The organism is Kineococcus lubricus (assembly GCF_050871965.1).
Lineage (GTDB): Bacteria > Actinomycetota > Actinomycetes > Actinomycetales > Kineococcaceae > Kineococcus.
Genome location: NZ_JBJLSK010000030.1, coordinates 35,520 through 43,345, shown reverse-complemented (window position 1 = coordinate 43,345; position 7,826 = coordinate 35,520). Strand labels below are relative to the sequence as shown.

6 protein-coding genes and 1 rRNA gene are annotated in these 7,826 nt (G+C 71.5%); 2 read left to right on the top strand and 5 right to left on the bottom strand.

Features of this window, described 5'->3' with window-relative positions; all coding sequences use genetic code 11:
* A 5S ribosomal RNA gene (rrf, locus tag ACRYRX_RS18755) occupies window positions 1–93 on the top strand; the annotation flags it as partial.
* Between the two features lie 116 nt (window positions 94–209).
* Here the strand turns inward: rrf and ACRYRX_RS18750 are convergent.
* Window positions 210–1,259, bottom strand: a complete 1,050-nt coding sequence (locus ACRYRX_RS18750) for an LLM class flavin-dependent oxidoreductase (protein ID WP_432514324.1) — start codon at window positions 1,257–1,259, stop codon at window positions 210–212.
* Between the two features lie 257 nt (window positions 1,260–1,516).
* On the opposite strand from ACRYRX_RS18750, the gene ACRYRX_RS18745 reads away from it, so the two are divergent.
* Window positions 1,517–2,473: an ADP-ribosylglycohydrolase family protein gene (locus ACRYRX_RS18745; RefSeq protein WP_432514323.1), complete on the top strand. Its 957-nt coding sequence runs from the start codon at window positions 1,517–1,519 to the stop codon at window positions 2,471–2,473.
* A 64-nt stretch (window positions 2,474–2,537) separates the two neighbouring features.
* Here the strand turns inward: ACRYRX_RS18745 and ACRYRX_RS18740 are convergent, their stop codons facing one another.
* From ACRYRX_RS18740 to ACRYRX_RS18725, 4 genes are all read right to left on the bottom strand, one after another.
* Window positions 2,538–4,703 (bottom strand): glutamine synthetase III family protein, encoded by a 2,166-nt coding sequence (locus tag ACRYRX_RS18740; protein WP_432514322.1) that lies wholly within the window; start codon window positions 4,701–4,703, stop codon window positions 2,538–2,540.
* A 170-nt stretch (window positions 4,704–4,873) separates the two neighbouring features.
* Complete coding sequence (locus tag ACRYRX_RS18735) at window positions 4,874–5,899, bottom strand: NAD(P)-dependent alcohol dehydrogenase (protein ID WP_432514326.1); 1,026 nt, start codon at window positions 5,897–5,899, stop codon at window positions 4,874–4,876.
* A 5-nt stretch (window positions 5,900–5,904) separates the two neighbouring features.
* Window positions 5,905–6,699: an iron-sulfur cluster assembly protein gene (locus ACRYRX_RS18730; protein WP_432514320.1), complete on the bottom strand. Its 795-nt coding sequence runs from the start codon at window positions 6,697–6,699 to the stop codon at window positions 5,905–5,907.
* Window positions 6,699–7,724, bottom strand: a complete 1,026-nt coding sequence (locus tag ACRYRX_RS18725) for an amidohydrolase family protein (RefSeq protein ID WP_432514318.1) — start codon at window positions 7,722–7,724, stop codon at window positions 6,699–6,701. Before ACRYRX_RS18725 ends, ACRYRX_RS18730 begins: the two co-directional genes overlap by 1 nt.
* Between the last annotated feature and the right edge of the window lie 102 nt (window positions 7,725–7,826).

Below are 7,826 nucleotides of genomic sequence, written 5' to 3'. Positions count from 1 at the left end.
ACGCCCGGTCTCATTCCGAACCCGGAAGCTAAGCCCACCAGCGCCGATGGTACTGCCCGGGAGACTGGGTGGGAGAGTAGGTCACCGCCGGCCACTCACTCTTGTGTAGTGAGATCGTGTAGGGGAGCAGCCCGTGAGGGCCGCTCCCCTACACGCATCTGTGCAGGCCTCACCGTTTCCGGTGAGGCCTGCGTCGTCTCCAGCCCGGATCAGGCCTTGGGCTGCCAGCCGACGTGCGGGGCGACGTGCTCAGCCACGGCGCTCAGCACCCGCCGGTGCACGTCGAGGGAACCTTCGGCCGGCAGCACGACGACCAGTCCGTCGGTCTCGCCGATCGCCTCGTCGCGCTGCAACCGCTCGACGATGCTGTCCGGGTCACCGCTCAGGGCGGAGCTGAACCGCATCGGGAAGGGGCCCGGGGACGTGGGCCGACCGTCCGCCGTCATCCCCGACGTGTAGCCCTCGAGGAACCGCCGGTGGTCGTCGGCGTCCCGCTCGTCCAGGAAGGGGAGGACGATCCGGCCCGCGGAGACGCGGGGTTCACGGCGTCCGGCGTGGCCGGCGTCCGCGAAGGCCTTGCGGTAGCTACGGATCTGCCGGGCCTGCACGACGTCGAAGGGCTCGCCGGTCTCCTCGGTGTTCAGGGTCGAGACCTGCAGGTCGAACCCCCCGGTCCCGGTGCGGACGGCCGTGCTCTCGCTCCCGGCGCCGTACCACAGGCGGTCGGCGAGCCCGGGGGAGTGCGGGGTGACCTTCAGGTCCCCGCCTGCCGGGATGTCCATGTACGGGGCGGTGGCCCGGCCGACGGGCTCGCCGGCCAGTGCACGGCGGAGGACGTCGATGCGGTGCTGGGCCTCTCCGGCGAAGCCGCGGTCCGATGCGCCGTGGAGGGCGTCCAGGGTCGGGGCCTGCGAGGGGATGCCGTTGCTGACACCCAGTTCGAGGCGCCCACCGCTGAGGAGGTCGACCGTCCCGGCGTCCTCCGCGAGCCGCAGCGGGTCCTCGTAGCGCATGGGGATGACACCGGTGCCGAGGGCGATCCGGTGGGTGACCTGGGAGGCCGCGGCGAAGAAGGTCATCGGGGACGACAGGTACGGCTCGTGGTGGCGCACCCGTACCCACGCCGAGTCGTACCCCAGGTCCTCGGCGTGCTGGACGAGCGTGAGCCCGTCGCGCAGCGCCCCACCGGCATCGCCCGATCCGCCGTCGGCGACGAAGGTGAGGAATCCCAGTTCGAGTCGACGACCCGCCGTGCGCATGACGCCCCCTAGTGATTGTTCCTTCAACCGTACAGGATGTTGAAGCTTTTAGCATCTGGCTCAGCGTGCTCGCCCGGTCCCGTGAGACGCGAAGACGCCAACCGGGTGGAACCTGACCCCCGCCCCTCGACCCCGACCCTGAGGCGGTCGACACCCTCACCGTGGATGAAGGACGGCAGGTGGGGCCCAGCGCCCCCTCGACGGCACCCGGCCCGACGCGCGGCTCGCGCGTGCGCGGCTTGATGCAAGGACTCTCCGTGGGTGAGGTGCTGGGGTCGGCTCCCCGTCGCAGCGGGGTCCTGCCCCACGGTGTCGCGACGGAGCTGGCCTGCTTCACCGCCGCAGCGAGCATCCGCACGTCCCTGCGCCGGACGGTGACCGGGGCCGGGGACGCGCGGGCGGACCTGCTCGAGGCCTACCGCCAGTGGGCGCGGGTCCGCAGCGCCGGACGCACGTCCGCCGACCCCACCGCCTGGCTCGACGAGGTGGAGCTCTTCGTCCACACCGCCGAGGAGGCGCGTGACACCGTGCGCGGCCTGGCCGGCGGAGCGGGCACGCGGACCGACCCCGTCACCACCGCCGACGGCTGGCACGCCGTCGTCCGGGCGCTCCCCCTGGCCGTCCAGCTCGACCGCGACCCCGCCGCTGCGCTGGCCGCCGCGGTGGACTCCGCCGCGCTGACCCACGGGCCGCGCACCTTCGCCCCCGCGGCGCTGGCGGTGCTGCTGGCCGGTGCGTCCCTGCGCTGCGGCGACCCCGTGCAGGCCGTGGCCGTCGCCGTCACCGACGCGATCCTGTCCGGCGTCGACTTCGCCGCCGTCGCCGTGGTCGACGACGCCGTCCGCGCCGCCCGCGAGACCCCGGCGTCCCCGCTGGTCCTGCGCGCCGGAGCCGCCGACGGTACGGCCGCGGCGGTGCTGTGGGGGGCGACGTACTGCGCGCTGAGCCACCCGACCCGGCCGGGCACCGCAGCAGCGCTGGCCCTGGCGGCCACCGCACCGGCCCCCCACGGCGTGAGCGCCCTCACCGGAGCGCTCGTCGGCGCCGCCCACGGGGAGACGGCGCTGCCGCAGCAGGTCCTCACCCGCGTCGACCTCGCGTACGTGGTCGACCGGCTGGCCCGCGACCTCGACCGGGAGAACCGGCTCAACCCGGACGGGAGCTGGGGCGCCGCCGCCGACCCGCTGTGGCGGGCCCGGTACGGGATCGGCTGACCGCCCGCGGGCGCGGGAGGGTGCCCCCCGGGGCCGACGGTCCGCCGGCCCCGGGACGTCCCGCTCAGCGGATGAAGAGCATCTCCTGGTAGGTCGCCAGCGGCCACAGGTCGTCGGCGACGAGGGTCTCGAGCTCGTCGGCGGCGGACCGGACGGCCGTCATGGCCGGCAGCAGGACGTCGCGGGCGTAGACCGGGCCGTGCCCGGTCGGCTCGAACGTCGCCGCCTTCAGCGCGGTGACCGCCTGGCGCAGCGCGCTGATCGGCGCAGAGACCGCCTCCAGCAGCGAGGCGTCCGCCTCGACGCCGGCGGCCTTGAGCGCGGCCACGTTCTGCGCGAGCTGCGTCTGGTACCGCACGGCGGCGGGCAGGATGCTCGTCGTGGCGATCTCGACGCTGAGCTTCGCCTCGACGGCGATGCTCAGCTCGTACTGCTCGACGGCGATCTCGTAGCGGGAGTGCATCTCCCGCTCGGTGAACACGCCGTACCGGCTGAACAGCTCGACCGCCTCGGGCGTCACGAGCTCGGGCAGCGCGTCGACCGTCGTGCGCAGGTTCTTCAGCCCGCGGGCCGCGGCCTCGGACTGCCACTCGTCGGAGTAGCCGTCACCGTTGAATACGGCCGCGCCGTGGTCGGTGATGATCTGCTCCAGGACCTCCTGCACGGCGTGGTTGAAGTCCTCGCCCGCGGCCAGCCGCGCCTCGAGGGCGGTCGCGATGAAGTCCAGCGCCTCGGTGACGATGGTGTTGATCGTGTAGACCGGCGACGCGATGGACTGCATCGACCCCGGGGCGCGGAACTCGAACCGGTTGCCGGTGAAGGCGAACGGGCTGGTGCGGTTGCGGTCGCCCGGGTCGGTGGGCAGCACCGGGAGGGTGTCGACCCCGATCTGCATGCTGCCCTTCTCCTTGGAGGAGGTCGCACCGCCCTTGGCGATCTGGTCGAACACGTCGGTCAGCTGGTCTCCGAGGAACACGGAGATGATCGCCGGCGGCGCCTCGTTCGCGCCGAGCCGGTGGTCGTTGGTGGCCGAGGCGACCGAGGCGCGCAGCAGCCCGCCGTACTTGTGGACCGCGCGGATGATCGCCGCGCAGAACACCAGGAACTGCGCGTTGTCGTGCGGGGTGTCGCCGGGCAGCAGCAGGTTCCCCACGGTCGAGGACCCGAACGAGAAGTTCACGTGCTTGCCCGAGCCGTTGACGCCCGCGAAGGGCTTCTCGTGGAACAGCAGTTCCATGCCGTGCTCGCGGGCGACGCGCTTCATGGTGACCATGAGCAGCTGCTGGTGGTCGGCGGCGAGGTTCGAGCGCTCGAACATGGGGGCGATCTCGAACTGCCCTGGCGCGACCTCGTTGTGGCGGGTCTTGGCCGGGATGCCGAGCTTGAACAGCTCGCGCTCGGCGTGCAGCATGAACGCCAGCACCCGGTCCGGGATGGCCCCGAAGTAGTGGTCGTCGAACTCCTGGCCCTTGGGCGGCTTCGCGCCGAAGAGGGTGCGGCCGGCGTTCAGCAGGTCCGGGCGGGACAGGAAGAAGTGGCGGTCGACGAGGAAGTACTCCTGCTCGGGACCGGCGTAGGAAACGATCGTGCCCGGGTCGTCGTGGCCGAACAGCTTCAGGACGCGGGCGGCCTGCGCGGCCATGGCCTGCTGCGAGCGCAGCAGCGGCGTCTTGTGGTCCAGGGCCTCGCCGGTCATCGAGACGAAGACCGTCGGGATGCACAGCGTGTTCCCGTTCGGGTTCTCCAGGACGTAGGCGGGGCTGGTGACGTCCCAGCCGGTGTAGCCGCGGGCCTCGAAGGTGGAGCGCAGCCCGCCGTTGGGGAAGCTGGAGGCGTCCGGTTCACCCTGGACGAGGGTCTTGCCGGCGAACTCGGCGATGGAGCCGCCGTCCTCGTCGGGCTCGAAGAAGCTGTCGTGCTTCTCGGCGCTGGAGTGGGTGAGCGGGTAGAAGACGTGCGCGTAGTGCGTGGCGCCCATCTCCAGCGCCCAGTCCTTCATGACCGAGGCGACGGCGTCGGCGACGGCCGGGTCGAGCGGCACCTGCTTCTCGATGGTCGCCATGACCGACTTGAAGACGGCCTTCGGCAGGCGCTTCTGCATGACGGCCTTGCTGAAGACGTTCTTCCCGTAGACCTCACCGGGCGCCTCGGCGGGGGTGAAGGTCGGGTGCGGGGCCTCGAAGGCGATGACCGCGTCGATGGCTTTCAGACGCGCTGCGCTGCCGCTCATGGCTGTCTCCGGACGTGTCGTCGGCGGGTGCGGCTCACGACCGCAGGACGGACCGACGGTAGGACCGGCGATGACGCCGCGTGTTACGCGTTTGTTTCGTCCGTGTTTCGCGCGCCCGCCCCGCACGGGGGCGGGCGCGCGTCACGCCGTCGAGCGGCGACCACGGCGGGTCACGGGACGAGGATCGCCCGGCCCCGCACCCGCCCGCCGTCGAGGTCGTCGACCGCGGTCTGGAAGTCGTCGAGACCGTACTTGACGGTGTGCAGCTTCACCAGGCCCCGGGCGGCCAGGGCCATGAGCTCGGTGAGGTCGTTGTAGGAGCCGACGAGGTTGCCGATGAAGTTGATCTCGGCGGAGATGATGTCGATGGTGGGGACGTCGATGTTCTCCCCGTAGCCCACGACGTGGTAGTCGCCGGCCTGGCGCAGCATCCGCACGCCCTGGGCGGTGGAACCGCCCTCCCCGACGAAGTCGACGACGACCTCCGCGCCGTGACCACCGGTGAGCTCCAGCACCTGCTCGACCTGGGTCCCGTCGGCCACGACGGCGTGGTGCGCGCCCACGGACAGGGCGAGCTTCACGGCGTCGGGGTTGCGGTCCACCACGACGATCTCGGCCGCCGTCATCGCCGCGAGCACCTGGATCCCGATGTGACCCAGGCCCCCCGCGCCGATGACGACCACCTTGTCCACCGGCCGCAGGCGGCGGGCCGCCTTCGCGCACGCGTGGTACGCGGTGAGGCCGGCGTCGGCGAGCGCGGCGACGTCGGAGGGTTCCAGGGAGTCGTCGATCCGCACGACGCTGCGCGCGGAGGTCTTGAGGAACTCGGCGTACCCGCCGTCGCTGTCGATGCCGGGGAACACCTTGGCCACGCAGTGCACGTCGTCGCCGGAGCGGCAGGCGCGGCACAACCCGCAGGTGATGTTGGGGTGCAGGATGACCTTGTCGCCCTCGGCGACGTTCGTCACGGCCGACCCGACGGCGCTCACCCAGCCGGCGTTCTCGTGCCCGATCGTGTAGGGCAGGGCGACGCCGGACTTCTCGGCCCACTGGCCCTCGAGGATGTGCAGGTCGGTGCGGCACACCCCGGCGCCGCCGACCTTGATAACGACGTCGAACGGGCCGGTGACCTCCGGGGCCGGGACCTCCTGGAGCTCGAGGTCGCGGTGGTAACCCACGACGCGGACGGCTCTCATGGTGCTCATGCGGAGAACTCCCTGGTGGTGACGGTGAGGGGCAGCAGCGGGTGCCCGCCGCGCTGGTCGGCGGGTTCGGCGCCCTCGGGGCGGAACGTCTGGTCGGCCTCGGACCCCGGGTAGCGGGTGGCCAGCAGACCGCGGCAGAAGTGCGCGTTCCCGTCGATCGAGATGCGGGTGGACCGCGCCCGGCGCAGCCGCAGCGGGACCTCGTCGTGCGGGTAGGGGTTCCCGTGGTCGTCGACGAGGACGGTCGCGCCGGGGTCGGTGGGGATCCCCAGCGCGACGCGGCGGCGCAGCAGCGCGGCCGTCGTCCGCTCGTCGCGCAGGTCGGCGAGGGTGACCTCCCCGATCTGCGACTCCTGCAGCTGCGGGTCCGCGCGCAGCAGCGTGGTCAGCGCGCGTTCCATCGCGGCCGTGTGGGCCTTGCGGCGGAACGTCAGGCGCAGTTCGTCGAGGTCCTGCTCGGCCTCGTGCCGGAACGTCCCCCGGTACCCGGCGTCGGCCGCGAGCCCGGCGTTGATGAGGTCGGAGTCGTGATGGTCGTCGAGCTCGACGACGACCCGGCCGGTCCACGGCAGCGCCGTCAGGGCGTCCTTGGTGTCGGACGCCATGAGGTAGGCGAAGTTCGGCGAGCAAAACGAGGTGGGCAGCCGCAGGTGCACGGTGACGGCGGAACCGTCGACGTCGAGGGAGCGGACGAAACCGAGGTCGGTGATGGGTTCGTCGAGCTCGGGGTCCAGCACCACCGACAGCGCGTCGAGGCACTCCTCGCGGCGGTCCAGGGAGGTGGCGGTCATCAGGCCACCGCCACGGCCTGCGGCTCGGCGAACTGCGGGGGGTTCGCGACCTGCAGTTCCTCGGGGACCGGGATGTCGTACACGGCGGCGGCGTTGAGGCCGAGGATCTTCTTCTTCTGGTCGGTCGTCAGCGGTGCGTACTCGCTCATGTCCTCGGGGATCTGGAAGTCCACGAACGTCTCGACGAGCCACTTCGGGGTCCACAGCGCGTAGTCGCTGGAGAAGAAGATCCGGTTCTCGTCCAGCCAGTACAGCAGTTCACCGATGATCTGCGCGAAGTACCGCGGCCGGGTGTGCATGAACGGGATGGCGACGGCCAGGCCGGCGTACACGTTGGGTTCCTGGGTGGCGATCCAGCAGAAGTCCTCCAGGCGCGGCAGGCCGCAGTGCTCCACGACGAAGTTCAGGTCGGTGAAGTCGGTGGCGACGTGGTCGACGTCGGCGACGTCGAACGCGTCGCGGTCCAGCGGGCGGATCGTGGGGCCCTTGTGGACGTGGATGTTCTTGATGCCCACCTCGCGGGCCACCTCGAGGTACCGGTACGTCCACGGGTCGGACAGCTTGTAGCCGCGGGAGTCGCCGTGCCAGTCGGCGGTGTACAGCTTGACGCCCTTGAGGCCCATCTCCTCGGCGTCCTGCCGCAGCCGGTCGAGGCCGCGCTCGCCGTCGCGGGGGTCGAAGTAGTGGTTGTACGTCAGCTTGTCCGGGTTCGCGCGGGTCAGCGCCAGCGCCTCCTCGGTCTGCCCGAAACCCCTCTTGTAGAACTCGCCGAGGCGGGCCGGCTGGAAGATCGCGTGGTCGGCGTACCCGAGCTCGAACACGTCCCGCATGAGGCGTTCGCCGCCCTGGTAGAGGTACTCCTCGTACGGCCACAGCTCCGAGGCCGGGCTGAGGTTGCGGTGGTAGTCGTAGAAGCAGTCGATGAACTGCTTGCCGTGGACGTTCCGCTGGTTCTCCACGCGGGCGTCCCACAGGGCGATGTGGGCGTCGACGATGAAGTAGTTCTCGCCGTCCTTGGTGTACATGCTGCTCTCCATCTCCGGTGACGGGGCGGTGCGTTGGGACGACGGTAGGCAGCCGCGGGCCGCGCGGGACCGCTCGCGTGTCTCACTTTGAGACGGGACGCC